Annotated in this window: 23 protein-coding genes; 3 read left to right on the top strand and 20 right to left on the bottom strand. The window is 65.3% G+C overall.

The features are described 5' to 3' along the window. Nucleotides 1-121 precede the first annotated feature (121 nt). The 10 genes from dprA to ACTQZK_RS01040 form a co-directional block, all read right to left on the bottom strand. On the bottom strand, nucleotides 122-1042 hold the full coding sequence (dprA, locus tag ACTQZK_RS01085; RefSeq protein WP_114565781.1) for a DNA-processing protein DprA: 921 nt from the start codon (nucleotides 1040-1042) through the stop codon (nucleotides 122-124). Further along, entirely contained in the window at nucleotides 1039-2532 is a 1494-nt protein-coding gene (locus ACTQZK_RS01080) for a YifB family Mg chelatase-like AAA ATPase (RefSeq protein ID WP_114565949.1), read from the bottom strand. The genes dprA and ACTQZK_RS01080 overlap by 4 nt, the downstream gene beginning before the upstream one ends. Then, nucleotides 2532-3038 (bottom strand): YraN family protein, encoded by a 507-nt coding sequence (locus ACTQZK_RS01075; protein WP_441898035.1) that lies wholly within the window; start codon nucleotides 3036-3038, stop codon nucleotides 2532-2534. Before ACTQZK_RS01075 ends, ACTQZK_RS01080 begins: the two co-directional genes overlap by 1 nt. Nucleotides 3039-3425: 387 nt before the next feature. Further along, nucleotides 3426-4214 (bottom strand): ribonuclease HII, encoded by a 789-nt coding sequence (locus ACTQZK_RS01070; protein WP_123191365.1) that lies wholly within the window; start codon nucleotides 4212-4214, stop codon nucleotides 3426-3428. Nucleotides 4215-4339: 125 nt separating this feature from the next. Next, nucleotides 4340-4687: a 50S ribosomal protein L19 gene (rplS, locus tag ACTQZK_RS01065; protein WP_114565784.1), complete on the bottom strand. Its 348-nt coding sequence runs from the start codon at nucleotides 4685-4687 to the stop codon at nucleotides 4340-4342. Between the two features lie 144 nt (nucleotides 4688-4831). Continuing rightward, nucleotides 4832-5164 carry an AzlD domain-containing protein gene (locus ACTQZK_RS01060; RefSeq protein WP_114565785.1) on the bottom strand — a complete coding sequence of 111 codons (333 nt, stop codon included), beginning with the start codon at nucleotides 5162-5164 and terminating at the stop codon, nucleotides 4832-4834. After that, nucleotides 5164-5850, bottom strand: coding sequence for an AzlC family ABC transporter permease (locus ACTQZK_RS01055; RefSeq protein WP_441898033.1), 687 nt, complete (start codon nucleotides 5848-5850; stop codon nucleotides 5164-5166). Before ACTQZK_RS01055 ends, ACTQZK_RS01060 begins: the two co-directional genes overlap by 1 nt. A 230-nt stretch (nucleotides 5851-6080) precedes the next feature. Next, complete coding sequence (locus ACTQZK_RS01050; protein WP_114565787.1) at nucleotides 6081-7124, bottom strand: deoxyguanosinetriphosphate triphosphohydrolase; 1044 nt, start codon at nucleotides 7122-7124, stop codon at nucleotides 6081-6083. 148 nt (nucleotides 7125-7272) lie between these two features. Beyond that, nucleotides 7273-8349 carry an S-methyl-5-thioribose-1-phosphate isomerase gene (mtnA, locus tag ACTQZK_RS01045; protein ID WP_441898031.1) on the bottom strand — a complete coding sequence of 359 codons (1077 nt, stop codon included), beginning with the start codon at nucleotides 8347-8349 and terminating at the stop codon, nucleotides 7273-7275. A 52-nt stretch (nucleotides 8350-8401) separates the two neighbouring features. Next, nucleotides 8402-9631, bottom strand: coding sequence for a (Fe-S)-binding protein (locus tag ACTQZK_RS01040; protein ID WP_441898029.1), 1230 nt, complete (start codon nucleotides 9629-9631; stop codon nucleotides 8402-8404). A gap of 192 nt (nucleotides 9632-9823) precedes the next feature. On the opposite strand from ACTQZK_RS01040, the gene ACTQZK_RS01035 reads away from it, so the two are divergent. Then, on the top strand, nucleotides 9824-10708 hold the full coding sequence (locus tag ACTQZK_RS01035) for a nucleoside hydrolase (protein ID WP_441898027.1): 885 nt from the start codon (nucleotides 9824-9826) through the stop codon (nucleotides 10706-10708). A 33-nt stretch (nucleotides 10709-10741) separates the two neighbouring features. On the opposite strand, the gene ACTQZK_RS01030 is transcribed toward ACTQZK_RS01035, so the two are convergent. From ACTQZK_RS01030 to ACTQZK_RS01010, 5 genes are all read right to left on the bottom strand, one after another. Continuing rightward, nucleotides 10742-11593, bottom strand: a complete 852-nt coding sequence (locus ACTQZK_RS01030) for an ABC transporter ATP-binding protein (protein WP_441898026.1) — start codon at nucleotides 11591-11593, stop codon at nucleotides 10742-10744. 27 nt (nucleotides 11594-11620) lie between these two features. Beyond that, nucleotides 11621-12475 (bottom strand): ABC transporter permease, encoded by an 855-nt coding sequence (locus tag ACTQZK_RS01025; RefSeq protein WP_441898024.1) that lies wholly within the window; start codon nucleotides 12473-12475, stop codon nucleotides 11621-11623. A gap of 2 nt (nucleotides 12476-12477) precedes the next feature. Beyond that, complete coding sequence (locus ACTQZK_RS01020) at nucleotides 12478-13353, bottom strand: ABC transporter permease (RefSeq protein ID WP_441898022.1); 876 nt, start codon at nucleotides 13351-13353, stop codon at nucleotides 12478-12480. A gap of 5 nt (nucleotides 13354-13358) precedes the next feature. After that, nucleotides 13359-14651, bottom strand: coding sequence for an ABC transporter substrate-binding protein (locus ACTQZK_RS01015; RefSeq protein WP_216528585.1), 1293 nt, complete (start codon nucleotides 14649-14651; stop codon nucleotides 13359-13361). 139 nt (nucleotides 14652-14790) lie between these two features. Next, a complete protein-coding gene (locus tag ACTQZK_RS01010) occupies nucleotides 14791-15822 on the bottom strand; it encodes a phosphotransferase family protein (RefSeq protein ID WP_441898019.1) in 1032 nt (343 codons plus the stop codon). A 347-nt stretch (nucleotides 15823-16169) separates the two neighbouring features. On the opposite strand from ACTQZK_RS01010, the gene ACTQZK_RS01005 reads away from it, so the two are divergent. After that, nucleotides 16170-18914 carry a cation-translocating P-type ATPase gene (locus tag ACTQZK_RS01005; RefSeq protein ID WP_441898017.1) on the top strand — a complete coding sequence of 915 codons (2745 nt, stop codon included), beginning with the start codon at nucleotides 16170-16172 and terminating at the stop codon, nucleotides 18912-18914. 40 nt (nucleotides 18915-18954) lie between these two features. On the opposite strand, the gene ACTQZK_RS01000 is transcribed toward ACTQZK_RS01005, so the two are convergent. Genes ACTQZK_RS01000 through ACTQZK_RS00990 form a run of 3 tightly spaced genes read right to left on the bottom strand, consistent with a single transcriptional unit; the run spans nucleotide 18955 to nucleotide 21378 of the window. Beyond that, a complete protein-coding gene (locus ACTQZK_RS01000; RefSeq protein WP_441898015.1) occupies nucleotides 18955-19323 on the bottom strand; it encodes a hypothetical protein in 369 nt (122 codons plus the stop codon). 4 nt (nucleotides 19324-19327) lie between these two features. Next, nucleotides 19328-19690, bottom strand: coding sequence for a hypothetical protein (locus ACTQZK_RS00995; protein ID WP_216528587.1), 363 nt, complete (start codon nucleotides 19688-19690; stop codon nucleotides 19328-19330). Further along, a complete protein-coding gene (locus tag ACTQZK_RS00990) occupies nucleotides 19687-21378 on the bottom strand; it encodes an SGNH/GDSL hydrolase family protein (RefSeq protein WP_441898013.1) in 1692 nt (563 codons plus the stop codon). The genes ACTQZK_RS00995 and ACTQZK_RS00990 overlap by 4 nt, the downstream gene beginning before the upstream one ends. Nucleotides 21379-21682: 304 nt before the next feature. Here ACTQZK_RS00990 and ACTQZK_RS00985 point away from each other — a divergent pair, with 304 nt between their 5' ends. Next, complete coding sequence (locus tag ACTQZK_RS00985) at nucleotides 21683-22627, top strand: MarR family winged helix-turn-helix transcriptional regulator (protein ID WP_114565799.1); 945 nt, start codon at nucleotides 21683-21685, stop codon at nucleotides 22625-22627. 33 nt (nucleotides 22628-22660) lie between these two features. On the opposite strand, the gene ACTQZK_RS00980 is transcribed toward ACTQZK_RS00985, so the two are convergent. Both ACTQZK_RS00980 and ACTQZK_RS00975 read right to left on the bottom strand, forming a co-directional pair. Beyond that, nucleotides 22661-23386 carry a hypothetical protein gene (locus ACTQZK_RS00980; protein ID WP_441898011.1) on the bottom strand — a complete coding sequence of 242 codons (726 nt, stop codon included), beginning with the start codon at nucleotides 23384-23386 and terminating at the stop codon, nucleotides 22661-22663. A gap of 15 nt (nucleotides 23387-23401) precedes the next feature. Beyond that, on the bottom strand, nucleotides 23402-25258 hold the full coding sequence (locus tag ACTQZK_RS00975) for an FAD-dependent oxidoreductase (RefSeq protein WP_114565801.1): 1857 nt from the start codon (nucleotides 25256-25258) through the stop codon (nucleotides 23402-23404). Between the last annotated feature and the right edge of the window lie 8 nt (nucleotides 25259-25266).

Raw genomic sequence — 25266 nt, 5'->3', positions numbered from 1 at the left:
CCTGCAAGGATACCAAACCCCGGCCGCGCACAAGGCAAAAACCGCGAAACTCCCCCGCTTCGCCGCAACAGCCCCTTCGAAGCCGCCGAAACCGGGCATGAGACCGCTCCGAACACGCGCGTCATCGGACCACCGGTCCCCACCGGCCGTCCGGATGCCGCGCGAAAAGGCCCGCGCGCTCGCCTTCGACAAGCCGTTGCATGAGCCAAGGAAGCGCGTCCTCCCCGTCGCAGCACTCGCGCGCAAGATCCATCAAGCGCTCCATGCCCAAAGACTCCGCGCGCAAGGCGGCCGCCACCGGATCCTCGTCTTCCGCGCTTGTCCCTTCCGGGCAAAAGCGCTCCTGCTTCAAGCAGCCGAACAGCGAGAACAGCGCGTCCTCGAAAGTCTCGTCGTCGATCACCGGCGTCGCGCCCTGATAGAGCAATCGATTGGCGCCGCGCGACGAAGCCGCTGTGATGGCGCCGGGAACCACCAAGACGTCGCGGTTCGCAGCCAGCGCCTCGTCGGCGGTCGAGAACGTCCCGGACGGCAGCCCCGCCTCCACGATGAGCGTGGCTCGCGCGAGTCCCGCTATAAGGCGGTTCCTCGTGCGGAACTGATGAGGCAAAGGCGGTTTTTCCCATTCATGCTCGGATGCCACCGCACCGCCGGCATCGACGATCTGCTGGAACAGGCCGCTGTGCTCGGCAGGGTAAGGGCGATCGCATCCTCCGCCCAGAAACGCGACCGTAAGCCCTCCCGCATCGAGCGCCGCTCGATGGGCGGCGGCGTCGCAGCCGCGCGCGCCGCCCGACACCACGCACACGCCGCGTTCGGCGGCAATACGCGCGAACCGCTGGGCGCAGCCACGCCCATAAGGGGTGGCCTTGCGGGCTCCCACGATGGCGATCCCCTCCTGCAAAGCATCTGCGCTGCCAACGACGTACAGCTTCTTCGGCGGGTTGGATACGACCGCAAGGGCCTTCGGGTAGGCACCTCCGCCCAGCTCGAGCACGTGCCGCGGACCCGAAAGAGGCCGCCCCTGCACGCGCGCGCTCATGATTCCCCTTCCCGAAGCCTGAATCCCACCGCTTCGCACAAATGCCGTCGCTCCACGCGATCGCGCTCCTCCATGTCCGCCACCGTGCGCGCCAGCGCAAGCGTGCGCATGATGGCCCGGCCGCTCATGCGGCTCGCCTGGGCAACCTCTTCGAGGAACTTCTCGTCGTCGTCCGAAAGGCCGCAGGCCCGCACAAGGGCCTCCGACGTATCGGGCCTGCTCTCGGCGGCTCGCGCGCGCCTCCACGACGAGAACTCCCGCGCCCGCAGCACGTCGCGGCGCAGTTCTTCGGAGCCGGTCCCGCACCCGGTTGCCAGCACCTCGCCTGGAGGTATGCGGCGCACGTCGATATGTACGTCGATGCGATCCATGATGGGCCCGCCGATGCGCCCTTGGTACAACTTGATCTGACGCTGAGAGCACGTGCACGGCTCCTCCTCGTCGCCGTAGTACCCGCATGGGCACGGGTTCGACGCCGCCACCAGCATGAACCGAGCCGGAAAGTCGATGTTGCCGTCCGCCCGCGTAACCGTAACCCGGCCCGCCTCCAAAGGCTGGCGTATCCCCTGAAGCGCCGAAGGCGAAAACTCCGCCAACTCGTCCAAGAACAGAACGCCGTTGTGGGCCAAGGTTATCTCGCCCGGGCGAACGGGAGACCCGCCTCCGACCAAACCCGCCAGCGTAGCCGAGTGATGAGGCTTCCGAAACGGGCGCGCGCCACCGAGCACGGCTTCCAGGCTTTCCCCCGCCACCGAATGCACCACCGCCGTTTCAAGCGCCTCGTCTTTCGACAAAGGAGGCAGAATGGAGGGCAGCCTCGAGGCCAGCATCGTCTTGCCCGAGCCGGGAGGACCCATCATGAGCACCCCATGGCCTCCAGCCGCAGCTATTTGCAAGGCCCGCTTCGCCATGCTGTGGCCCGCAATGTCGCGAAAGTCGGGCAATGCCTCGCTGCCCTTGGCAAGCCGCCCGGTCATGACGGGAAACGGAAGCGTGCGGAAGTCGGAAAGGCTCTGTACACAGCGATGCACCACGCCTTTGACGGCGTACAGCCCCTCGGAGGGCGCGGCAGCCAACGCGCAGCCTAACCGCTTCGCGCACAGCGCGTGAGCGAGCAGGCCGGCAACCGGCCTGACCGCACCCTCCAACGACAGCTCCCCCACGAACAAGACCCCTTCCGCCGCCTGCGGGTCCACCTGCCCCGTAGCGCACAAGATGCCCGCAGCAATGGGCAGGTCGAACCCCGTTCCCGTCTTCCTGAGCGTGCCCGGAGCAAGGTTCACCACCACTTTGCTCGCAGGCATCGTAAACCCGCATGACCGCAGCGCGGCCTTTACGCGCTCCCGCGACTCCTGCACCGACGCGTCGGCCATCCCCACGATAGCGAAACCGGGGATCCCGTTCGAAACGCTTACCTCGACGTCCACCGCCACCGCCTCGACGCCGCGAACCGCAGCGGCGCGAACCGTGCAGCGCCCCCTCGCAGCCATCATGACGAATACGCGTTGATGTGATGGCGGATCATAGCGCGATCGGGCGCAACCAGCACGATGGAGACCACGTCGAAGCGCACCGGCACGTCGACCACGTCGTAGTCCCTCAAAAACAAAGCTGCTATGTTCTCGTAGCGCTTTCGCTTTTCAGGGTCCACCGCCTCCGAGGGAAACCCCTTCTCGCAGCTCGACCGCGTTTTCACCTCCACGAACACCACCCACTCTTCATCTCGCGCGATGATGTCGGCTTCCCCTGCCGAGCACGTCCAATTCCGCTCGACGATCTCGTAGCCCCGTCGATACAGGAACCGGGCAGCGGCATCTTCGCCGCGCTTCCCAAGCTCGATGTTGTGCGAGTCGGCGCCCGCAGCGGCGCCCGATCCCTTCTTGCGCCCCCGACCTCGCTTCCTCCCCCGATCGTCCCCTGAACGAGCCTCCAGGCTCGTTTCCTCGTCGCGCGCCGGCGCCGCAACCCGCTCGGCAACTCCCGTTCGATCTTCCATGACCGTTCCCCCTTTCGTCGTGGCTCTATCATAGCGAGCGCACCTAGCGGAAACATGACGTGCGTCTAGCGCCGACCCTGCGCGAATCTGCTCGAATCAGCGCGGGTTCCAGCCAAGATGCAGCGCGTTTCGCGCGCGAACCCAGCAAGAATCCAGCGCGTTTCCAGCGCGCTTCCAGCACGAATCAAGCAGGATTGAAAACATCCAGGTCAGACAAGGGGAAACCAAAAGGATGCCGTCCGGGGGCCGCGGTTGATGCAGTCCGGCGCGCGAAGCCCTGCGCGCCGCATTCCGCGCTCTGCGTCAACGCCCGATCAACCCCGGCAGCGGCGGGCGGAAATGCAACGAGCCCCGTCGAAGCATCCGACGGGGCTCGGGGAGAAACCGTTAGAACAAAGCAGGCTGCGTGAACGCCGTGCAGAACGAGACGCGATGGATGGGCGTCAAGCCGTACCGCTTGATTGCCTCGATATGCGCGGCGCTCGCATACCCTTTGCACGAATCGAATCCGTAAGCCGGATACTCTTCGGCGTAACGGCACATGAGCGCATCGCGCTCCACCTTGGCCACAATGGAAGCCGCAGCGATGGAGGCGCAGCGGCCGTCTCCCTTCACCACGTTCACTTCGCGCGGATCCATGCGCAAGGGATTGCCGTCAAGCAAAACCACATCAGGACGCGCGCCCGCGCGCTCCACGCTTGCAACGGCCCTCCGAAAAGCGGTGACCAAACTTGCAGTCATGCCGCACGCATCGATGTCGGCAGGCTCCACGTACTCGACCGTCCAAGCAAGCGCCGTCTCTTTGATCTGAGCGGCTATACGCTCCCGCGCTTCGGGCTTGACCTGCTTCGAGTCGTTCAATCCCTCGATAACGGGCTTGTCGGGGAGCACGACCGCCCCTACGGCCAACGGACCCGCCAAAGGACCTCGCCCCACTTCGTCAAGCCCCACGATCACCTGCGCGCCGCGCGCTGCGGCCAGCTCGCGCTCGTACGCGTACATCGAAGCCAATCGCTCGCGCTCGGCAGCCTGCGCCGCAAGACGCTTGCGCGCGCTCTCCATAGCGGCGAGCACCCCTTTGCGCGTCTCAGCCGCCAAAGAGCGCTCCAGCACGGCGAACTCGGCTTCGTCAGCCTGCTGCAATCGTTGCTTTATGTCGGCCACCGTCAGTCCCATGCGTTCCCTCTCCCTCTCCGATTTCTATCGGCGCTCCCGCATCATAGCAGAAGCGCCGCATGCAAAAGAAGAACCCCTCGCTCCGTGTGAAACGAGGGGTTCTTGTACAGGTTGCTTCGCAGAGCTTAGCGGAAAGACTTCTCCTTGATTTTGGCAGCCTTGCCCACCTTGTTGCGCAGGTAGTAGAGCTTGGCGCGACGCACGTCACCGCGACGGACGACCTCGATCTTCTCGATCTTGGGGGAATGCACGGGGAAGGTGCGCTCCACGCCGATGGAGAAGCTGATCTTGCGGACGGTGAACGTCTCGCGGTTCGAAGCGCCCTGGCGGCGGATAACGTCGCCCTGGAACACCTGAACGCGCTCGCGGTTGCCCTCGACGATGCGGTAGTGGACCTTCACGTTGTCGCCCACGTTGAATTCGGGGACGTCCTGCTTGATCTGCTGCTGTTCAATGGCGCGAATGATATCCATGACCCGTTCCTTCTTATATGTTCAGTGAAAACTCGTTCGTGTTGTCTCATAAAGACACGATTGGACAGTATACCTCGATGTGCTTCTGCTTGCAAGGCAATTCCTTGCCTTATTCGGAAAAACTTGCCTACCTCCAAACCCCGCCTAGAAAAGCATGAGCACCGCGTACGCGGCGACGCCCGATACGGCGCACCACAGAAGAGACTTGGTCTTCCATGCCACCAGCGCAACCACCAGCGCGGCAACCAAAGGAGCGGCGGCAGGCCAGAGGCCCGCGTCGAACATCCCGGGCGTGAGCAGGTCGTTCGCCACCAATGCGGCAAACGCCGCCGGCGGTATGAACCCAAGCGCGCGCTCGACGTTTTCGGGCAGGTTGCGCCCCTTGAGCACGAACAGGGGAACCACGCGACATATCAGCATGGTCACCGCGCAGCACGCGAACACGACGAAGAAGTCGCCCCATCCCATGGCTTCCATTATCCGCGCCCCCTTGCCCACGTGAACAGCAGCGCCGCAGCAACGCCCGCAAGCGACCCCACGAGGATCGCCGGACCGCCGAAGCCCGCAGCCTTGCACGCGAACACGCCCAGCACGGCCACGCCCGCGGCTATCACGTTAGCGGCCGACACCTTCTGGGTGACCAGCAGGCAGATGAAGATGGAGGTCATGGCGAACGCCGCAATGGCCAGCGGAATGCCGATGGCGTTGCCCACGAGCACGCCCACCACGTTCGAAAGCGCCCAAGAGCTTTGGGAGAACAGGTTCACCATGGTGGCGCGGCCGACCGACCACTCCCCCTCGGCGAACTTCGACACGTTCACCCCGTAGCTTTCGTCGGTCACGGTAGCCGCGAACAGAAACGACAGGCGCTTCTTCACGCCGCGGCACGCCGGCGCGAACGCCGCCGAGTAGAGCATCTGGCGCGTGTTGACCAAAGAAACGCTCGCGATGATGGATGCGACGGGCGAAGCCGCCAGCCACATATTGGGAATCATGAACTGGCCCGCACCGGAATAGAACAGCGCCGAGAGCAAGAACACCTGCAAGGCGTTCAGTCCGATGGAGTCGCACAGGATGCCGCAGGGAATGCCGATGGCAACGTAACCCAACATGATGGGCAACGCCGCTTGAAACGACTGTTTTATGTGATCCCCGGTAAGCATAGCGTCCCGATTATACAAGTTTTGTGCAGATGCGCAATGGGGGAATCTCGCTTGCCGTCAGCTTGCCGCCAGGAAGCCCGATTTGCAGCGAACGCAACGGATTGTCGCCCGAAACGTACGGAATCGAAGAGAAAAGCGTACGTTTCGGGCGACAATCCGCCAGCGTGAACGCATCAGCGCGAAACGGCCGCGCAGGGCGAGCAGCAAACCGCGTACCAACGCGCTGCGCATCAAAAATGCAGGGAATGCGGAATGAAAAGCTGCTGGTAGAGGTTCTTGGCGTAGCGGTCGGTCATGCCGGCCACGTAATCGGCCACGGCGCGCAGGTCGTCGCTTTCGGGAATGTCGCGGTACTCGCGCGGCACCTCTTCCACGTGATCGACGTAGTAATCGAACAAGTCCTCGATAAGGTGCGTCGCCTTCTCCACCTCGACCGTGACGGTCGGCGCGGTGTACACGCGCTCGAACAAAAACTCCCGCAGCTCCATCATCGCGTCCCATACCGTGCTGCTCATGCGAATGTCGTCGACCGCGGCGGAGGTCTCCACCATGTCGCGCACAAGGGTCTCTATGCGCGTAGAGTGGTCGGACCCTAAAACGGCGTGCGTGGCGGCGGGCAGGTCGGACTCGGAAAGGACGCCCGCGCGAATAGCGTCGTCGATGTCGTGGTTCACGTAGGCGATCCGATCCGCCGTGCCGACGATGCGGCCCTCCAGCGTTTCAGCCCGCAGATCGCCCGTGTGGTTGAGGATGCCGTCGCGCACCTCGGCCGTGAGGTTCAAGCCCTTCCCGCCGTTTTCGATGCGCTCGACCACGCGCAGGCTCTGCTCGTTGTGCCGGTACAGCGCCGCTGCCTGAGAAGACGTCGGATCGATGCCCTTGTGGCGGGCAAGGCAGCGCGCCAAGGCCGACTCTCCCGTATGCCCGAACGGCGTGTGCCCCAGGTCGTGCCCGAGCGAGATGGCCTCGGTAAGGTCTTCGTTCAAGCCCAGGGAACGCGCGATGGTCCGCGCGATCTGAGCCACTTCGAGCGTATGCGTGAGGCGCGTCCGAAAATGATCGCCCTCCGCCGCCAGGAACACCTGGGTTTTATGCGAGAGCCGGCGAAACGCCTTCGTGTGCAGGATCTTGTCGCGGTCGCGCTGGTAATCGGTGCGCAGAACGTCCGGCTCGGCCGAGCGATCCCGGCCTTCGCTCTGATCGGCGAACGCCGCATCTGCGGAAAGCGTCTCGTGTTCTCGCTGCTCTTGGTCTTCGCGATGGATGACATGCATGGAATCCTCCTTGCAACCGACGTCCTGAACGGCATTGTACCAGATGCAGCGCCGTTTCATCAGGGGAAACGAAACGACGAGACAGGACTTGAAGCGGGCTTGAAGCGAAGCAGGAGGCAAGCTGGCGGCCCCTGCCCCGCCTTGTCGCCTAGTCCGACAGCTCGTGCGGCAAGAAGACGCCTCGCTCGGTGACGATGCGGGAAACGTAGCGCGCGGGCGTCACGTCGAACGCCGGGTTCCACACGTCTACGCCGTCGATGGGGCAAGGCAGCACTTCGGACGGATCGCGCTCCTCGATGGGGACGAGCGAACCGTCCGAAATGGAGAAATCGATGGTGGAAGTAGGAGCCGCCACGTAGAAGGGAACGTTGTGCTCGGCGGCCAGCACGGCAACGCCGTACGTGCCTATCTTGTTGGCCACATCGCCGTTGGCGGCGATGCGATCGGCCCCAACGACAACGGCGTCCACCTGGCCCTTCGCCATGAGGCTTGCCGCCATGCCGTCGCAGATGAGCGTGGTGGGAACGCCCGCGCGGGAAAGCTCCCAAACGCTCAGTCGCGCGCCCTGCCCCACCGGCCTGGTCTCGTCCGCGTACACCCGCTCGATCCCGCCGCGCTCGGCCGCCGCGTACACCACGCCGAGCGCCGTGCCGTAGAACACGGTCGCCAAGCTGCCGGCGTTGCAGTGGGTGAGCACCCGCGCGCCCGCAGGAAGCAGGGATGCCCCGTGCGCGCCGATGGCCCGGTTCGCCGCCTCGTCCTCGACTTCCATGCGCTTCGCTTCGCCGAACAGGGTCTCGGCGACCTCGGACGGAAGCGCGCCCTCCCGCAGCGCCTCGCGCGCAAGAGCCGCGACGCGCTCGACGCCCCAGGCAAGGTTGACCGCCGTGGGCCGAGCGCCCGCAATCCGCTCGGCAACCGACTCGAGCAGCTCCCAGAAGCGCGGACCTTGCTCGGCGCATCCATGCGACGCGGCCTCCGATGCTCCTTCGTTGCATGCCCACGCAGCCACCGCGGCCGCCCCCGCTACGCCGATAGCCGGCGCGCCGCGCACCGCAAGCGTCTCGATAGCCCGCACGGCGGCACGCCAATCATGCGTGCGGACTATGGAAAGCTCGCCCGGCAGCAGGCGCTGGTCCACGTACGCGAAGCACGCGCGACCGTCGCCGTCGCGTTCGAGCTCGACGGTGCGCGGCAATCGGTCAAGACGGAGGGGCTGGCTCATGAAAGGTCCTTTCTTCGGTTGCAGCATTGTAGCGCACCACAAGCCTCGCGCGCTAACCGAGAAGCTGCTGGCAGACCCACGCGCCGTATTCCCCCGACCACATGGTTTCAAGCTGGTAGAACGCCAAATCCCAATCGAACCCGTTCTCGAACGCAAGCTCCAGGTAGTTGAGGGACCGCACGGGCGCATCGGCCGCGCCCGCCCGCTCGTCGGCGCGCAGCTGCGCCGCAAACGTGTAGGAGCACGTGGGACAGTTCGAAACCAGCACGGCCGCGCCGACGCTCGAAGCCTCGTCGTCGAGGATGCGGTGCGCCCGCCGCGCGCACAGGTCGGGGTCGACAAGGGAAACGGCGCCGCCCGCGCCGCAGCAAAGGGCGCGTTGACCGCAATGGGGAAGCTCGCAAAGCGCGCCTTCCTCGAACAGGGAGCGAAGCGGACCCCCGAACGCGCCGTCGCGGTCGTGGCAGGAGTCGAACACAGCCGCGCGCGCCATCGCGCCCGTCGACGAACCCGCCGCAGCAAGCACGCGGTCCTTGCCTATCTTCACGCCAGCATCGGCCAAAAGCCGAGGAAGGGCGACGAACTCCATGCCCTCCGATTCTTCCGTTTCGGAAAACTCGTCGCGGCAGCCCGGACACGCGAACACGACCTTCGCGATACCGGCCTCGCGCGCACGGCGCACCATATCGCTCTTGTAAGCTCGGACGCGCTCTCCCAGCCCCCCGGACTTGAGGGGGCTTCCGCAGCAATCGGTAGAGATCACGGGATTCATGCCCCGATCCTGCAAAAACGAGAACACCTCCCGCGTCAGCTCGGGCGCGTAGCTCGCCAGCGTGCAGCCGGGAAAGAACAAGGTGTCCGATCCCAGCTCGCGCGCGCTTTCCCAAGAGGGAAGGTCCGCGTAGCCTATGCCGTGAACGGCCCGGTACACCGAAAAGATATGCCATTCCTTGTCGACCTGCGTAGACTCGAACCCCTCCATGGTGGTCGCGCCAACGCGGGCGAGCACTTCGCGCAAGCTCGCAAGAACGCTGCGGGCGTCGACGTCCGTCGGGCAGGAGCACGTGCAGGAACCGCACATGCAGCAGCGCCTGACCGCAAGCGCAAGCTCCGGCACGCTGTGCACCGCGTCAAGGGACGGCTCCCCTCTGAACGGCTCGATCAGATCCCGCAACGACGAGATCCCGGCATCGCTCAGAACCTCGCAGCGGTCGACGCAGGCCCCGCAACCCGAGCACGCCGAAAACGCGCGCTCCAACCGATCGAACACGATATCGCCCATCGAGATCCGCCCCCCACGGTCTGCGCCCGAATCGCCTCCCGCGGCAAGCCGCGCGACGTCCGAGCAGCAAGGGCTGCGAACACCGTCGCAGCCCCGCCCCTTTACTATAGACTGTTGCAAGTATAAGATATGATCTAGTATTTCACAATGCTCTTCATGCCCAAGCCGCACGTGCTGCCAGAGAGGAACATCATGAGCGCACTAACGCCGAAACGCGTCATCGTCGACTTCGACAACACCATGGGGGTGCCCCGATGCGACGTCGACGACGGCCTTGCCCTCCTCTACCTGCTCGGCAACCCCGATGCGGTCCGGGTCGAAGCCGCATGCACTGCGTACGGGAACTCGTCCATCGACGTCGTGCACGAAAACACGACGCGCATCTTCGCGGAATGGGGGCTTGACGTGCCCATTCTGAAAGGCTGCGCGAACCCCCTCGACGAAACAAGCGAAGCATCGCGCTTCCTTGCGCAAGCGGCGGCGGACGACCGGGGCGCATTGAGCGTTCTAGCGCTGGGATCGCTGACGAACCTGAAAGGGGCCGCGCGCATCGACCCCGGCTTTTTCGGAAACCTGCGCGAAACGGTGCTCATGGGAGGAGTCACGGAAAGTCTGGTCATCAACGGACGCACCATGAACGAGCTCAACCTCTCCTGCGACCCCCAGGCAACGCTCGAGGTGCTGTCGTCGCCGACGCCGGTCAGCATCGCCACGTCGCAGAACTGCCTGCCGGCGACCTTTTCCCGCAACGACTTCCTGGCGCGATTCGGCGGCGACTCGTGGATCGCGCGCACGTGCGACCCTTGGTTCTCCACCATGGAGAACGCGTACAGGCTGGACGGCTTCACCTGCTGGGACCTTGTGGCCGCCGCCTATCTGGCCCAACCGGACCTCTTCGACCAGCAGCGGCAAGACGTGTCGCTCAACGCCGCGTTCCTCTCCGTCGGCTACCTCGAGAGCGCACGGGCAACCGCGCCTCGAGCGTCCATCGGCGTTCCGCGAATAATCGATCCGGAGGCATTCAAGGAAAACGCTTTCCTCTCATGGGAAAGAGCCTTGGCGCGCCTGGGGTTGTAAGGGGGACGCCTTCCCTCGAGCGAGCGGCGCGGATCAATCCTTCATCACGGCATGCACGAAGGGCGCGCATCCGGCAACGCACACCAGCACGGCCGCACCGTCCGAAACATCCGGCGCGGGAATCGCGAGCCTTCCCGCGCGAAACGTGCCGTCGGACACCGTTCCTTCGATGGCCGACGATCCCCTGAAGCACCCCTCCACCGTCTCGTTCGCGGGCGCCAGCAAGACCTCCGAAGGAGGAGCGTCTTGCAGCACCCGGCCCTCGCTCACGTAGATCACCCGATCGCTCATGACCAGCGCCTCCTGCGCATCGTGCGTCACCATGACCGAGGTCATGTCGAAGCGCCGATGAAGCTCCAGGACAAGCGCGCGCATTTCGTCGCGCAGCTGCTCGTCAAGGCCGCTGAACGGCTCGTCCAGCAAAAGCACCCGAGGCTTGCCCGCCAGGGCGCGGGCCAACGCCACACGCTGCTGCTGCCCGCCCGAAAGCTGGTTCGTCCGCCGGTCGCCCATGCCCTCCAAGCGAACCGCCCGCAAAAGCTCTTCAGCCTCGCGGTGGCGCTGAGGCTTGGACGCCCCCTGCATCCTCAGCGCGAACGCCACGTTGTCGCGCACGCTCATGTTGGGAAACAGGCGAATATCCTGGAACACGATAGCTGCGCGGCGTTTATACGAGGGCAGGTCGTCAACGATTTCGCCGTCGAAGGAAACCGTTCCGCAATCCTGGGGCATCAGCCCCGAGACGATCTTCAGAATAGTCGATTTCCCTGCGCCCGACTCCCCCAGAAGCGACACGAACTCCCCGTTGGAAACCGAGAAGGAAACGTCGTCCAGTATCGACTTGCCTCCCAGGGAAAGCCCGATTCCATCAAGAGAAAGGTGCATGCAGACCTCCTGTAGCCCGTTGCCTTATCACCCGTACAGCTCGCCGTCCTCGCGCATACCGAACCGCCTCATCAGCCATTCGAAGAAAAGAAACACGGCGAACGTCGAAGCGATGAACACAAGCCCGTACGCCGCGGCAATGGTTCGATCGCCTCCCGAAAGGTAGGGAAACATTACCACGGCAAGCGTCCTCACCGCGCCGCCGCCGATCAGCAACGTGAGGAAGTACTGGGAAAACGACATGATGTACGCCATGGACAGCGACGACACGATACCCGGAAGCAAGGCCGGAAGGGTCACATGCCGCACCGCCTTCAACGGAGACGCCCCCAGCGCTTTGGCCGCGTCCTCGAGCCGCGTGCCCACCGCGTCGGTCATATCCATCATGATGACGGCGGAATACGGCAGCGCAACGATGGCGTGGGCCAAAACCACCCCCGGAACCGTTCGCGCGATGCCCGCCTTGATGAACAGCACCTGCACGCCCATGGCGAACACCGTCGTCGGTATGAGAAACGGCGTGACGAGCCCGAAACTGAACGCCTTGCGCCCCGCCCATTCGTAGCAGCTGACGGCGCGCGCCGCCAACGCTGCGACGAGCGTGGTCAGCACTGCCGCGGCCAAGGCGATGAGCACGCTTTGGACCATCATCGAAAGCCCCGTGTCGCGGCCCTCCGACAAAACCAGCTCCACGCCTCTTAGGGAAAACGATTGCGGCAGCAGGTGGGGCCAGGCCCAGCTGTCGGCGAAGGCCCACAGGGCCACCACCGCGATGGGCAGCAAGACGATCGCCGCGTGCATGGCGACGAACACCTTGGACAACCTGCCCTGCCGCGCTGCGTAAGCTCGCTTGCTTGGCTTCGGCGTGCCGATAGACGCCATGCTCACCGCTCCTTCCGCTCGCGTTGCACGATGGCGAAGTACGCGACGGCGAGCACCGTGCAGATCAGAGCCATCACGCCGTTCAACGCCATCGCGTAGCAGCGATTGAGGATGTCGGGATCTTGGAACTCTATGTAGGCGAGCACCGGAAGCGCCTTGGGAAGCGTCGGCCCGAGCAAGAACGGAACCTCGTAGGATCCGAACGCGAATGCGAACACCACCAAAAACGCCTTCGCCACCGCACCTTTGCACAAGGGCAGGGTCACCTCGAAAAACGATCGCAACGGCCCCGCGCCCAGCGTAGACGACGCCTCGCCGAGCGACGAGCTTATGTTCATCATGATGGAAGCCGTGCAAAACGCGACGAAAGGCACTTCCTTCCACAGGTACACCGCGATGATCCCCCAGCCCGACGAAGCGCCCACCACCGAAACGACGGATCCCGGATCTTGAGCCAGGCCGAGCCAGCACATGAGCCGCGGAACGAGGCCCGAGCCCGCGAACAGGCAGATCACCGCCAAGGCAACCAGAGCGTGCATGACCATCAGCGGCAGGCGAATGCCGACCAGCCGAACGAACCGGCCTGATCTGGCTCTCGTCATGAACCCGGCCAAAGCCACGCCGCCCACGACGGCCAGCACCGAGGACACCGCCGCTAGGTACAGGCTGTACGAAACGGAGTCCTTCAAGTCCGACCGAGCGAACACCTGCACGTAGTAATCCAAGGTGAAATCCGTGCGACCGAGAAACGGCATGATCCCGAACCCCTGCAGCACCCCGTTCGCCACCCCGTAAAAGAAGACGGCGAGCAGCACGGCCGCGGGAAGCGCAAGCACGTACGGAACCAACCGTCTTCTTATGGTACGGGACAGCGGCATGACGACTACTTCCCTACAACCTCGTCGAGCCACAGCTGCTCGATAAGGGGAACCACCGGACCTGCGGCCTCGGCAACGCGCGCGCCCAGCAGCTCGTCCAACGCAAGCTCGCTGCCCTTCAGCTCGATTCCCTCGAAGGCCGCCCGATCTTCAGCCGGCAGCTTCTCCATGTCGAGCACGCTGATGTTTCCCAGCTCCTTGTACTGGTCGAGCTGCATCTGCGGGCTCATGACCTCGTTGATGGCCACCAATGCCGCCGCCTTGTGGGGAGCGTTTTGCGCAATGGCCATGAAGTTCGTGTTGCCCACGGTTCCCGTGTCCAGCAGAAACGGCTTGACGGTCTTCGGAAGGGCCCCGTTGTCGACGTCGGACTGGGGGCTTCCGTAGCCCATGCCCAAAACCAGCTCGCCGTCGGCGAACATGGACCGGACCGTTGCGGAATCCGCCGGGAACGTTGCGCCCTGGTTCCACAAGTACGGGTTGAGCGAGCGCAGGTATTCCAGTCCGGGATCGACGATGGCCTTCACTTCTTCGGTCGTCGGGTCGGTCATGCGCGAGAGCTTTTCGAACTCGTCTTTGCCGACGACGCCCGCAATCAGGCACTCGATGAATCCCGTTCCCGTAAAATCGCCCGGCTGAGGATACGTCACCTTGCCGGGGTTCTCTTTGCAAAACGCCGTGAATTCCTGCAGGGTCCTCGGCGGGTTCGGATGGGAAGCCGAATCGATCCACAGATGCATCTGCGCTTTGGCGTACGGAGCCTCGAACCCTTCGGTAGGGCTGCCGAAGTCGTACGCGTTGTCGGCAGCGTCTTTGTCGCAGTACTCGTTGAAATTGGGAAGGTACTCGCAGAACGGGCCCCACAGGTACCCGTTCTTCTTCGTGGAGTAGAAGTTCTCGCCGTTGATCCAGATGAAGTCGATGGTCCCCTCGCTCACGCCTGCCTGCATCTCGCCCGAAAGCTGCGTGAGGATGTCGTTGATGTCCATGCCGACCAGGTCGAGCGTGATATCGTACCGCTCTTTCAGCCGCGGCGTTAGAACCTTCTCGATCCACGTGTTGCGAGGCTCGCTGCCGCCCCATCCGTACCAGGAAACCGTCTGGCCCTTCGCTTCTTCCAGGACCGCGTTCCAATCAGCGTAGTCGATCGAAGCTGCGGCGGCGCCCGCGTCGGATCCCCCGCCCGAAGCGCCCGAGCATCCCGCGAGCGCCCCGCCGCACGCGATCGTCAACCCCGCCGTCGCTCCCAACGCCAAGAAACGACGGCGAGAGTACATCTGCTGCGCAACCTTGTCCATACCGATTCCTTCCCCTTGTGCCATCATGATACGATCATGAGATTCATCAACCGTACACTAGTAGTATATATCTAATAGTAGATCATAGCTAGTATATGTGCGAACCAGATCGCTCAGCGGCGCGCATCGTGCAGCGCTCTTACGCGGACCGCTTCAAAAACGCTTGGCGTTTCAACTGCGCGAAGAAGCCGTCCGACAGATACGCTTGAATCTTGCGAAACGTCTTGTCGTTCTTCAAAGGCCGGTTGGGATCGTGGTATTCAACCTGCGCCATAGCGCACCAGGTAACGCCCCGCAAGCACGTGAGGGTAAGGTAAGCGAAGAACCGCTCGACGAACCCCTCCGTCGGGAAGCGCCCATCCACGGAATCGATGTAAGCGCGCACGAACAGATCGCGGCGCGCATCGTCGAACACGATATCGCTGTCCCAGAACGTCGTGGTGGGAGCCACGAAGAACGCCACGTCCTGCGCGGCGTCGCCCACGATCGGCTTTTCCCAGTCGACCACGTAGGCGAAGTTGCCCGCTTCGGGAATCAGGAAATGGGCCGCGATGCACTCGGTGTTCACGATGTGCGAGCGCATCGGGTCGCCCTCGTGCGCTTCCACCACGCGATCGCACGTTGCAAGAAGGTCCTCGATCTCGCGCGCCACGTGCGCATCGACGAACCTCGACCCGGCGTAAACCCGGTACATGCGCAGGCTCTCATCCCTGATCTCCGCCAACGGGTTTCTCGGCCTGATCAGCGTGCATTCGTCGGGAACGGCAACGCTGTGAATGTCGGCCAGGCTTTTCGCTGCCTTCGAAAGATCGTCGTCGCGCTCGAGATCGAGCAGGCGCCCCGCGCAGAACCCGATGACCTGAACGCCCCTGTCCACGACGCTTCGGGTCTCATCGACGTAGACCGCGCTCGGCGTGCGGCCGGATACGGCAAGGGCGCGCAGAGCGCCGTGCTCGTACGACGCCTGCTCCCGCAAGCCCAACTGGCTCGCATAGTTCATGCGCAGCACGTAGCGCGCGCCCGTCACCGGGTGGTCGAAGGCGAAATTCGCATTATGCTCCCCGTTTCCCAAAGGAATCGCGGCAAGCGAAGCGCCGCGAGGGATGTCCAGCGCCTCGCGCAGCGCATGCGACGCGCGAAGATAGCGGCAAGCTTCGTCCATTCCGTGCATTGCGCCCCCTAGCAAGCATGATCGGCAAGATATATATCAGACTATGTGATTTATTGGATACTGTCTAGTATTTGCATAGTTTATCTACCAAGGAGCATGGCGCTTGAGCGACAACCGGCATACGGCAGCCGAGCAAAGCTCCTTGGCAAGAATTCACCGGATTCGTCATTGTAGCGCACTGACCGTTGCGAAAAGACGATCATGCCCCTTGTTCGAGGATGGTAATGGTTCGGCTACCGGCAGATGACGGTTCGGCGAGCAACGAGCTTGCCCGATTATGGTGAACGAAACACCGCCGAACGATTCCCGACGGCCGCGAACCGCAACCGCCACGACGAAGGGGTCCTATGAGCAACCATCAACCACCGAAGCGCCGCGAGCAGCACAGCGCCGCTCGCATCCGCGCGCCCAAGAACGCCGAGGAACGTCAAAACGTCGCGCAGCACGCCTGGCACGCCATGTCGCGCGAACAGGCCATCAAGGAGCTCGACACCTTCCCCGACGGCCTGTCGCCCTCCACGGCGCATGACCGGTTGGCCGAATTCGGCCCGAACGAGCTCAACGCCAAGCCTCCGCGCACGTTGGCGAACATGGTGCGCGAGCAGCTGTCGGACCCCATGATCCTCATCCTCTTGACCGCAGCCGCGCTTTCCGCCCTGTTGCAGGAATGGGTCAAAGCCGGAATCATCGCGGCCATCGTGGTGGTCAACGCCGTCATCGGCATCGTGCAGGAGCAGAAAGCGCAATCGTCGCTGGAGGCGCTGCGCAGCCTGAGCGCGCCGGAAGCCCGCGTCATGCGCGGCGGCATCGAGACCGTCGTGCCTGCGCGCGACCTGGTGCCCGGAGACCTCGTGCTGCTCGGGGACGGCAGCATGGCCCCGGCCGACCTGAGGCTGACCAGCACGGCGGGACTGCGCATGCAAGAGGCTGCCTTAACCGGGGAATCGGTGCCGACGGACAAGAACGCCGCATCCGAAGCGCTTCCCGGAGCCCCCTTGGGAGATCGCGCCAACATGGCCTTCGCCACGGCCATCGTCACGGCGGGGCGCGGCGAAGGCGTGGTGGTGGCGACCGGCATGAACACCGAAGTGGGGCGCATCGCCGGCATGCTCGAGGAAAGCGACGGCCTGGACACGCCCATCAAGCGCAAGCTCGCCTCCTTCGGCAAGGGCCTCACCATCGTGGGCGTGGTAGCCGCGCTGGCCGTGATCGCCATCGGCCTAGCTTACGGGCGACCGCTCGCTCCCCTGTTGCTGCTGGCCGTGTCGCTGGCCATATCGGTGATACCGGAAAGCCTGCCTGCCACGGCAACCGTGACCATGGCGCTGGGAGTTCAGCGCATGGCGCAGCACGAAGCCCTGGTCAGGCGTTTGCCCGCCGTTGAAACGCTGGGCGGCGCCACCGTCATCTGCACGGACAAGACCGGCACGCTCACCGAGAACCGCATGAACGTGGTGCGCGTGGCCCTTGGGCCCGACCTTGCTCGAAAACGCCAGCTCGACCCCGAGCAAGCACGCGAGAAGCACGCCCGCCTCTTCGAGCACCTTGCGTTCACCGCCGTGCTCTGCAACGACGCGGTGCTCTCCCCTGCGGAATCGGAAGCCGTCGGCGACACGGTGATCGGAGACCCCACCGAAGGCGCGCTGCTCCTGCTCGCGCGCGACGGCGGCATCGATCCGGGAGAGCTGCGCGCCGCGTACCCGCGCCTTGCCGAACGCCCCTTCGATTCCGACCGCAAGCGCATGTCCACGGTGAACGACCGCGAGGGACAGGCCGTCGTGTCCGTGAAGGGCGCGCTCGATTCGATGCTGCCGCGTTGCGCCTACCTGCTTGACCAGGACGGCCCCCGTCCCCTTACCGACGAAGACCGCGAGCATGCCCTCGCGCTGGCCCAAACGCTCTCCGACGAGGCGTTGCGGGTGCTGGCCTTCGCAACCCGCGCGCTTGCGGGCGCGCCGGACGAAGACGACGACATCGAACGCGACCTGGTGCTGATCGGCATCGTGGGCATGATGGATCCGCCCCGACCGGACGTTCGGCACGCGGTCGAAACATGCCGAACCGCAGGCGTGCGCACCGTCATGATCACGGGAGACCACGCCGCCACGGCACGCGCCATCGGGCGCGACCTGGGCATCCATCGGCCGGGAGACCTCGTGGTTACGGGCGAGGAGCTCGACCGCATGGACGACGAGGCCCTTGACGAAGCCGTCAAGCACGCTTCGATATTCGCCCGCGTGTCGCCTTTGCACAAGCTGCGCATCGTGCGCGCGCTTCAGCATGGCGGCGAGGTCACCGCCATGACGGGCGACGGCGTGAACGACGCTCCCGCGCTCAAGGCCGCCGACATCGGCGTTGCCATGGGCATCACCGGAACCGACGTGGCCAAGGACGCTTCGGACATGATCCTCATGGACGACCGCTTCACCACCATCGTCTACGCGGTGCGCGAGGGCCGTCGCGTGTTCCGCAACATCCAGAAGGTGGTAGCGTTTCTGGTCGCCGACAACGTCGCCCAGATCATCGTGCTGCTGACGGCGCTTGCCCTCAACTGGAACGCCCCGCTGACCGCCGTCATGATCCTGTGGGTGAACCTGGCAACGGCGTCGCTTCCGGCGCTGGCCCTGGGCGTAGAGCCTGCCAGCCGCCACATCATGGAGCACCCGCCCATGCGCGCGAACAACCTGCTCGACGCAAAGCTCGCGCGCCGCGTGGGGTTCCAGGGCGTGTTCATCGCCGTCTTGGCCTTGACCGCGTTCGCTATCGGCCGCGAAGCGGAAGGGGACGCGCTCGGCTGCACCATGGCCTTCGGCACGCTGGCCTTCTCGCAGGTGCTGCGCGCGCTCAACCAGCGCTCCACCACCGACCCCGTTTGGGACCGCGGCGAAACGCGCAACCCGCAGCTTGCCTGGGCTGTGGGCGCAAGCTTCGCCCTCATGATGATCGTGCTGCTGGTGCCGCCCGTCATCGAGGCATTCGGCGGCACTTCCATGAACGCATGGCAGTGGGCGCTCGTCGGCGGCTTCGCCCTCCTTTCGGTCGTGCAGACCGAGATCGCGAAAACCATCGGCCGCTGGCGCGCAAAGAGCTAACCGCGCGGAGCAAGCTCGTCGACGGCGCCCTCGCGCAACGCTAGATGCGCGGCCCCAGCTGCGCGCGCGTTCGGCGGACTCCCAGGACGCCGAACGCGATGCCCGCAAGGGAGCACGCGAGGACGATCCACGGCCAGATGCCCGGCTCCACCACGCGGGGAACCGCAAGCACGACCCACGGCCCCAGCATGTCCATCACGGTGCCGAGGGCGAACGAATCGGCCGCGCGCACGAGGACGATCCAGGCGAGCGAGAACGCCGCCGCGCACGAGCAGGAGGCGATCAGCAGCCCGTAGCGCGCCCTCGCGCGCACGAGCAGGGCAACAGCGGCTGCGACCAGCAGCAACGCCATGACGATCCAGAGCACCTGGGCAATTGTGAGCAGCGTTCGGATAAGTTCGATGTCCACGGCCCTACCCCCTCTCGTCCAACGCGGTCGACACGCGCTCGACCGCATCCTGGGCGCGCTCCGCCGCATCCTGGGCCCGGTCGACGATACCCGCCGCACGTTCGGCGATGCCGCGCGCTTGCTCGAGCAGATCCTCGAGCGACTGGGCGCGCTCGACCGTCAGCTGCCCCACCGCCAGCAGATCGGGCACTGAGTAGGACACCTCGCGCCCGATAAGCTCCGCCACGGGGACCCGCGCCCACGGCGCCGCCATGCCCAGCGCCACGACCAGGCACAGCGCCGCCAGCAGGCGGTCGGGCGTGAGCGCGTCGCGAACGCGGCGCAGCACTGCGCGGGCGGTGTCCGCAGCGGTCGCCGGCCTGCTCATCGACGGTATCCTTCGCGCTTGCGGCGCGCCGCGCACGCTCCTAGAGCACCGGTCGCCATAAGGCATGCAACGACAGCGAGGGCTCCCGGAGCCCCGTCGCCCGTGGACGCGAGGCGCTGGGGAGCGGGCACGGGCTCGGTCGGCGCGGGAACGGGCACGATCGGCGCAGGATCGGGTACGACCGGAGCGGGATCGGGCGCACCCGGCGCGTAGGTCGCATCAACGACCCCGTTCACCAGCTCGGCGATGAGCGCATGGCCGTCATGGTTCGGATGCGGGTCGACGTTGAACGAGATCGAGCCGTCGGCGGCGCGCCCGATGGAGACGTTCGTCAAGCCGGGATTGTTGAACGGCTCGTACAGGTTCACGACGGCGTAGCCTTCCGTGTTCCGGACGAACGCCTCGTTCATGATCTCGATGTAGCGCGCGCCAGCGCTGCCGAGGTCAATGGACAGGAGCAGGTCGGGATCCACATGCGCGGCCAGCTTGGAGAACAGCGTGCGCACGTCGAGCACCTGGCCGTAGAACGGGTTGTACAACGTGGTCCAATACACCTGGGCGCGCGGCGCGCGGGCATGGACGGCATCCAAGATGGCCGGCTGGTTCGTCGTCGCGAACGTCTCGCAGGCGGCGAGCAGCTCAGGGTCGGCGACAAGGGCCGCGTTGATGCGCTCGATGGCGGCCGACACCTTCTCGAGCAGCTCTTTGACAGGGTCGGGGCGCACGGCGACGAGCGCGTCGCCCGCTTCCGAAACGAGCGCGTCGCCCGTGTCCACCGCCAGCGCGGCTGCGTCCGGACCCGCCGCACCTTCGTCGGCGATCGCCGCCTCTATCTGCGCTACATCCGCATCGCTTAGATCGCTGATGGGCTCGAGCGCCTCGGCGATGATCTCGATGAACCGCCCCAGCAGGTCGTTCGAGCCGATAGTCACGCTCACCGCGGTCGCATCGGCAAGCGCCGCGTCGTAGGCGCCCGCCTGCAGCGCGTCGAGCAGCTGCGTGCTCGTCCAGCCCGAGGCAGCCAGGTTGTCCGTCACCGACGGGCCGAACGCGTCGGCGAAGTGCGCGCCCACCAGCGACACGAACGCGTCGGAGGGCGTGGGTTCCTGATCGTAGCACTGGTCGCTGTTATCGTATTCGGACAGCGCGTAGCCGGCGGCGATGCTGTCGCCGAACGCCACGTACTTCGTGAGCAGCGGCGCGCAGGCTATGCGCTCCTTCGCGATGCCCGCGGCCGCAAGCCGTTCGACCATCTCCGCATTGCGCACGGTGAACGTCGTCGTGTCCGCGAGTCCTGCGAACGCGGCGGGGTCCACATCCACGACGCCCTCGATGTCGATGCGATCCACCGCGCCCGATGCGGCCGCCGCGCCGCTGAAGGCGCCCGCCGCGATGCCCTCCACCGCGTAGGTGGCGGGATCCTCCCACGCCTTCATCACCATGATGGAGGCGGGGACCGCGACGATGCCCGCAGCTCCCTCCGGCAGTCCGGCCAGCACGACCGCACCTTGCGCGGCACCCGCGTCGCGCACGATCGTGTACGACATGTCCATGCCCGACTTCTTGTGCACGACGGTGCCCCCCTCAGCCGCGATCGCCTGCAGCGGGCAGAGCGCGAGCACGAGCGTCGCCGCCAGGATTCCCGTCGCGATGCGGCGCGCACCCGGCATGATCGATCTTCCAGCCATTCCCTCGCTCCTTCTTCGAGTTCGGACGAATCGCTTGCGAATGCCGGTTCCGGCGTTGGGACGCCGTCTGATCAGCATTCCAGCGCATCAAGCGCCACTGCGACAGCATGAGTATGGCGTGCGCGCATGCGGCACGCAAGCGCGGTGGCAGGAAGCGGGGACCGACGGCACGAAAGCCGACGGTCGAGCGGCGAGCGGCGGCGCGTGGAGAGTTTGCGCGACCGAGCCGTCATCCTGCCATGCAACCCCGAGAAGGGCTACTATTGTTTCACTACTGAAACAATTACAACGAACGGGGAGCAGCATGGCCACCGCCGCGGGCGCGCACGACGAAGACGATCTGAAGCTCGATTCGACGTTCTTCGTCGCTTTCGACCTTACTCATCGCGCGCTCAAAAGCGGCCTGGCGCAAGCAAGCGACCTCAGCGTGACCCAGTACCGCGTGCTCGTGAAGCTTTTGGCCGCCCGGACGACGGGCGCAACCCAGTCGAGCCTCGGCAAGCTGCTCGCGCTCAAGCCCAACGTGGTGACCCAAGCTATGAACGTGCTCGTAGACGCCGGTTTTGCCACGCGAAGCGGCGGCAAGGCCGATGCGCGCGTGCGCACCGCGCGCATCACCGAGGCGGGCGTTCGCCATGTGGCCGAAGCGAACGAGGCCATCGTGGAGCGCCTGTACGCGCTGTTTCCAACCGAGGATGCGGTTCACCGCGCCATCCTTGAAGCGTCCATAGCCGCCGGCGCGAGCATCGACCCGCCGCTGGGCGGCGATGCGTCGTCGCGCTACGCTGCATCGCGCGCACTCGTATCGCTTGAACTGGTGAAACGCGGGATGGAAGACGCCCTGCGCACCGCATGCGGCGCGTCGCTCAGCGAATGTCGCGTGCTGCAGCGCCTTGGCGAGGTGAACGAGCCCTTGCGCATCGGCGACCTTGCCACGCAGCTGCAGATGACGCCCGTAGCCGTCGCGCGGGCGGTAGACGGACTTGTCGGGCATGCATGGGCGCAACGGCTGGCAAGCCCGCACGACCGCAAAGCCGTGTTCGCGGCCGCTACGCCTCAGGGCCTGCGCCAGCAGAAGATCATCGTGCGCACCATCGACCTCCTTGCGCGCACGCAGCTGTGGAGCCGCCTCGACGACCATCAGCGTCGCGCGCTCGCCCGCGCCTGGCGCGTCGTCATCGCCGACATGCAAGCGCGCAAGGAGGCCGAGCGCAAAGCAGCGCTCGGCCTCCTGCAACCTCTCGAGTAAGACGCCGGAGCCCGCCGGCGTCGCAGCGCCCGCCTACGCGCACGTCTTCTTCAGCAGCGCGGACGCGCCGAACAGCATTCCCAGGTTCACCACGACGTCGGCAGCAAGCCACATTCCCACGACGCCCACGTTGATGCTCGCCGCGTTGATGGCGGAAAACGTGCCCACCGTCAGCACCATGACCGCAAAGCCGCAGCCCGCCGTGGCCGCCACAAGGTTCCAACCTGCGCGCTTCTCGTTCCGAGCACGCGCCAGGCACGCGCATACCACCATCGACGCGGTGCCGAGCAGCGTGCCGATGAACGCAGCCCACACGACGAGCGCGGCTACCAGCACCGGCAGCGCCGGCAGCTTCGAGCTCATGGAATGCACTTGCACACCCGACAGGATTCCCGAAAGCACGACGAACAGGCACACGATGGCCGCAAGCGCCGTAGCCCAGCCCCACAGAAACGCGGTCACCGGTTTGCCAGCGCCCGGCACGCCGCGCGCGAACAGCAGGCCGTGCAACGCGACCCCGGCCGTGGACAGCACCATCGCAAGCGAGGCCAGGAACAGAAACGCCATGAAGGCCGATCCCGTCAGGATGGAGCACACCACGTCCAAGATGGGAACCCCGGAAGCCGATATGTAGTCGTAAGCTAGCGCGCCGGACAGGTCCATGGCGGCCAGACCGATCCTCCCGACAACTGCCACGGCCAGCGCCATCAGGAACAGCATCGCGTACGGACGGGCCATGCCCTTCAGTTGCTCTTTCATCTCGCATCCCCTCCCTTACGCGCCTGCGCCGGTCATCTCGTGCTCCACCGCAGAGGTGCCGCACAGGTATCCGCCGCAAAACGCCAGTCCGACGTCGCCCATGAGCGAACCCAGGATAGGGTCGCCCACGTAGCTGTTCTCGCCGCAAGCCCCTCCGGCGGTGTGCCACCCGGCGTACAGGCCCTCGATGGGCCGCCCATCGGTGCCCATAACCTGCATGTCCTCGTTGATCAGCAAGCCCGCTTTCGTGCCGTACAGGTTGCCGCCGATGCGGCACCCGTAGAACGGCGGCTCCTTGACGGCGTGCAGCCATTCGGGAGGCATCGGGTACAGGTAATCGTCCTCGCCCTTCTCGCAGCACGCGTTCCACTTTTCCACGGCCTCGGTCAGAACGCCTTCGGCCAACCCCAGATCGCGTTCGAGCTCTTCCAACGTGTCGCGCTTCTTCAACACGTCGGCGTCGATGGCGTCCTGCACGCCGTGGTGCCAGTCGCGGTAGTGCTCGGGCACCTTGTCGATCTGCTCAAGGTCGGGCGTGATGAGCTTGCGGCAATGCTCCTGCGCGAAGCCCGCCAGGTGATCCTCGTAGTTCGCGTCGAAGATGATGTAGGAGCGATGCCCCGGAGGCGTCATCTGGATGGTGGCCAGATCGCCCAAGGCGTAGATGGCGTTCGCGCCGTCCTCGGCCACGCGGCTGTCCAGGTAGCGCAAACGGTTGCCGCAGCGATCGATGGTCAGCCACGGCTGGCGCGACAGCTGCGTCATGCCGTCGTAGAGGAAGCGCGCCCACTGCCCGCCTTCGGCCTGCCAGTCCACGCCGCCGTCGAAGCTGGCGGAGCTGTTGAACCCGGACACGTCGGCACCCGCGCCCAACCCCATGCGGAAGCACTCGCCCGTTTCGCCGCCCACCAGGTAGCTTGACGCGCAGCCCATGGCCGCCGTGGGAATGTACTTCTCCAGAAGCGCCTTGTTGTTGCAGAAACCGCCCGCCGTGAGAATGACTGCGCGAGACGCGTGGATGTACACCTCGCGCTCGAAGTCCTCCTTGGCCACCAGGCCCACGATACGACCGCCCGCATCGCGCACGAGCGCCACCGCCGGGCACTGGAACTTGTACTCGACGCCCTTGCGCTGCCCGTAGCTGAACATGGCGTCCGTGGCGTCTTTCATCTTGAGCACGTGATGGTCGAGCGTCGAGTTCTTCGGCGCCACGTACACGGGAACCTCGCCCAAGCGCCACCGCACGCCGCAGTCCGCCATCCAGTCCAGACTCTTGCCGCCCTCGCAGGCAAGCTTGTAGATGAGCTTGGGATCGGCCGCATAGTGATACTCGTCCATGGCCCAATCGGTCAGGGCCTTCGGATCAAAAGGATAGGACGGGAAGGCGAAGCGCTTCTCGTCCTGCCCGCTGTAGCCGCCCAAGATCCCGCACATGCCGGCCGATTGTGCGTTGCCGCCGTGCAATCCCATGGCCTCGACGCAGATGGTCTTCGCGCCCAGCTCGGCTGCGCGCGCCGCCGCGTTCAGGCCGCCGCCGCCCGCGCCCACCACGCAGATATCGCATTCGTAGTCCCACTTCTGCGGCACCGCGCGCGGCGGAATGGGCGTTGCGTCGTCTGCGGGAAACGCTGCCGCGTTATGCTCGCGATACGTGCCGTCCTCCCACGAGGCGTTCGTCGCCGCGCTGTCGGGAACCTGAACGTTCTTCGACCCGTCGGCTGCCCAATCGCCGATGACTCCCGCCGGCACCGCATGCGCCGCGGCTGCGGGCATGACCGCCGCAGCCGCCGTGCCGCCCACGACCGCCGCCGCGCCCGTCAGGAACGCGCGGCGCGACATTCCCTCCGCGCTGCGTCCGTTATGCTCCTTCATCGCAATCC

Source organism: Paraeggerthella sp. LCP19S3_G8 (genome assembly GCF_052119225.1).
Taxonomy (GTDB): Bacteria; Actinomycetota; Coriobacteriia; order Coriobacteriales; family Eggerthellaceae; genus Paraeggerthella; species Paraeggerthella hominis.
This window is presented reverse-complemented; position numbering and strand designations above follow the sequence as displayed.

Bases quoted from the DNA above. Each gene is read 5' to 3' on its own strand.
- ACTQZK_RS01020 (WP_441898022.1), bottom strand. From the start codon at position 13,353: ATGCCGCTGTCCCGTACCATAAGAAGACGGTTGGTTCCGTACGTGCTT.
- ACTQZK_RS01035 (WP_441898027.1), top strand. From the start codon at position 9,824: ATGAGCGCACTAACGCCGAAACGCGTCATCGTCGACTTCGACAACACC.
- ACTQZK_RS00995 (WP_216528587.1), bottom strand. From the start codon at position 19,690: ATGAGCAGGCCGGCGACCGCTGCGGACACCGCCCGCGCAGTGCTGCGC.
- ACTQZK_RS00980 (WP_441898011.1), bottom strand. From the start codon at position 23,386: ATGAAAGAGCAACTGAAGGGCATGGCCCGTCCGTACGCGATGCTGTTC.
- ACTQZK_RS01075 (WP_441898035.1), bottom strand. From the start codon at position 3,038: ATGGAAGATCGAACGGGAGTTGCCGAGCGGGTTGCGGCGCCGGCGCGC.
- ACTQZK_RS00990 (WP_441898013.1), bottom strand. From the start codon at position 21,378: ATGGCTGGAAGATCGATCATGCCGGGTGCGCGCCGCATCGCGACGGGA.
- mtnA (WP_441898031.1), bottom strand. From the start codon at position 8,349: ATGAGCCAGCCCCTCCGTCTTGACCGATTGCCGCGCACCGTCGAGCTC.
- ACTQZK_RS01055 (WP_441898033.1), bottom strand. From the start codon at position 5,850: ATGCTTACCGGGGATCACATAAAACAGTCGTTTCAAGCGGCGTTGCCC.
- ACTQZK_RS00975 (WP_114565801.1), bottom strand. From the start codon at position 25,258: ATGAAGGAGCATAACGGACGCAGCGCGGAGGGAATGTCGCGCCGCGCG.
- rplS (WP_114565784.1), bottom strand. From the start codon at position 4,687: ATGGATATCATTCGCGCCATTGAACAGCAGCAGATCAAGCAGGACGTC.
- ACTQZK_RS01040 (WP_441898029.1), bottom strand. From the start codon at position 9,631: ATGGGCGATATCGTGTTCGATCGGTTGGAGCGCGCGTTTTCGGCGTGC.
- ACTQZK_RS00985 (WP_114565799.1), top strand. From the start codon at position 21,683: ATGGCCACCGCCGCGGGCGCGCACGACGAAGACGATCTGAAGCTCGAT.
- dprA (WP_114565781.1), bottom strand. From the start codon at position 1,042: ATGAGCGCGCGCGTGCAGGGGCGGCCTCTTTCGGGTCCGCGGCACGTG.
- ACTQZK_RS01070 (WP_123191365.1), bottom strand. From the start codon at position 4,214: ATGGGACTGACGGTGGCCGACATAAAGCAACGATTGCAGCAGGCTGAC.
- ACTQZK_RS01030 (WP_441898026.1), bottom strand. From the start codon at position 11,593: ATGCACCTTTCTCTTGATGGAATCGGGCTTTCCCTGGGAGGCAAGTCG.
- ACTQZK_RS01060 (WP_114565785.1), bottom strand. From the start codon at position 5,164: ATGGAAGCCATGGGATGGGGCGACTTCTTCGTCGTGTTCGCGTGCTGC.
- ACTQZK_RS01050 (WP_114565787.1), bottom strand. From the start codon at position 7,124: ATGCATGTCATCCATCGCGAAGACCAAGAGCAGCGAGAACACGAGACG.
- ACTQZK_RS01005 (WP_441898017.1), top strand. From the start codon at position 16,170: ATGAGCAACCATCAACCACCGAAGCGCCGCGAGCAGCACAGCGCCGCT.
- ACTQZK_RS01025 (WP_441898024.1), bottom strand. From the start codon at position 12,475: ATGGCGTCTATCGGCACGCCGAAGCCAAGCAAGCGAGCTTACGCAGCG.
- ACTQZK_RS01080 (WP_114565949.1), bottom strand. From the start codon at position 2,532: ATGGCTGCGAGGGGGCGCTGCACGGTTCGCGCCGCTGCGGTTCGCGGC.
- ACTQZK_RS01010 (WP_441898019.1), bottom strand. From the start codon at position 15,822: ATGCACGGAATGGACGAAGCTTGCCGCTATCTTCGCGCGTCGCATGCG.
- ACTQZK_RS01015 (WP_216528585.1), bottom strand. From the start codon at position 14,651: ATGGACAAGGTTGCGCAGCAGATGTACTCTCGCCGTCGTTTCTTGGCG.